Source organism: Streptomyces milbemycinicus (genome assembly GCF_002154605.1).
Taxonomy (GTDB): domain Bacteria; phylum Actinomycetota; class Actinomycetes; order Streptomycetales; family Streptomycetaceae; genus Streptomyces; species Streptomyces milbemycinicus.
In genome coordinates, this window is sequence record NZ_MUNE01000216.1 from 1 (window position 1) to 1,190 (window position 1,190).

Annotated in this window: 1 protein-coding gene; it reads right to left on the bottom strand. The window is 71.7% G+C overall.

What is annotated here, in order from left to right; all coding sequences use genetic code 11:
* Positions 1-162 precede the first annotated feature (162 nt).
* The coding region (locus CCN51_RS18725; RefSeq protein ID WP_483883442.1) for a beta-galactosidase small subunit-related protein at positions 163-1,190 on the bottom strand (1,028 nt) is incomplete at its 5' end.

Consider the following 1,190-nt stretch of genomic DNA (forward strand, 5'->3'; position numbering starts at 1 on the left):
CCGGCGGCGGTGAGCGCGGTGCGCCGGGAGGGGGACCAGTTCATAGTGTCGGCTCCTGGATATGAGGGGAAATCCCCCACGGCGGAAGCGGCGTGAGAACGCGGGTTACTTGACGCCCGGGGTGGAGCTGTCGGCGATGAAGGTCGATCGGTTCCTTGCGGTTCAGGCCGGCGCCCCTTCCGTGTCGCCGGCGTGGAAGCGCACGGTGAGGGTCGCCGAGTGTGCGTGGAGGCGGTGCTGCGGAAGTGCGTCCGGGCCGCAGGAGGCACTGCCGAGCCCGTGATGGGCCAGGTCGAGGGTGAGCCAGAGGGTGCCGTCCGGGACGAGGTCGCTGGTGTGCCTTGCCGCGTCCATCGCCTCGGCTGTCCATGGCCGCAGGGACAGGTCGACGCCGGTGGGCGCGGAGAGGTGCAGCACCCGGCCGTCGGCCCAGCGGATCGCCGCTTTGCGTACGCCGCTGCGGTTGCCGTTCTCCTGCGGCCGCACGTAGGGAGTCTGCAGCTCGTCGACGGTGGCGTGGAACCTGCCGAGGCGGGCGGCTCGTGTGCTGTCGCGGTAGGACTCGCCGGGCCCGTACCCGTACCAGTCGAGGCTTGCCGCGCCGCCCGGCAGACCGAGCCGGATCCCGAGTTTCGGCAGGGTGGCCGGCTGCGGCGGCCCGCCTCCGTGGCGCGGATCCCCGAGGTCGGTGTCGAGCCGGCCGACCGGGGCGAGGTCCAGCTTCAGCTCAAGGTCTCCGGAGTCGTACGCGGTCCAGGTCCAGCGCCCCAGCATGCCTCCGTCCCGGCCCGCGGCCCGGCTGACGGTGTCGACGACCAACTGCTCACCGTGGACGGCGCAGTCAACGGTGCGGTGCACGAGCCGATGCAGGCCCAGTTCCCTCCAGGCCCGTTCCTGTCCGTTGCCGCCGCGGTCGTTGTCCGTGGGGGCTCGCCAGAGGTCGAGTCGGGGACTGAGCGGTGCCAGGTCGCCGAGCTGGACGAGTTCGCCGTGGGCATTGAACACGGCCTGACCCAGTGTCCAGCCTCCTGCCGTGTGCTGTGGGCGGATGGGGACAGGCTCGCGGCGCGGCTCGTGGTGCGTCGCGAGGATCAGCTGTGTGAAGGCGATCTCGTGTCCGGCCGGGACCCCGTTGTGATCCTTCGCCAGTACGGCGCGCACGGTCAGGACCTGTTCGCCGCCTGCCGACG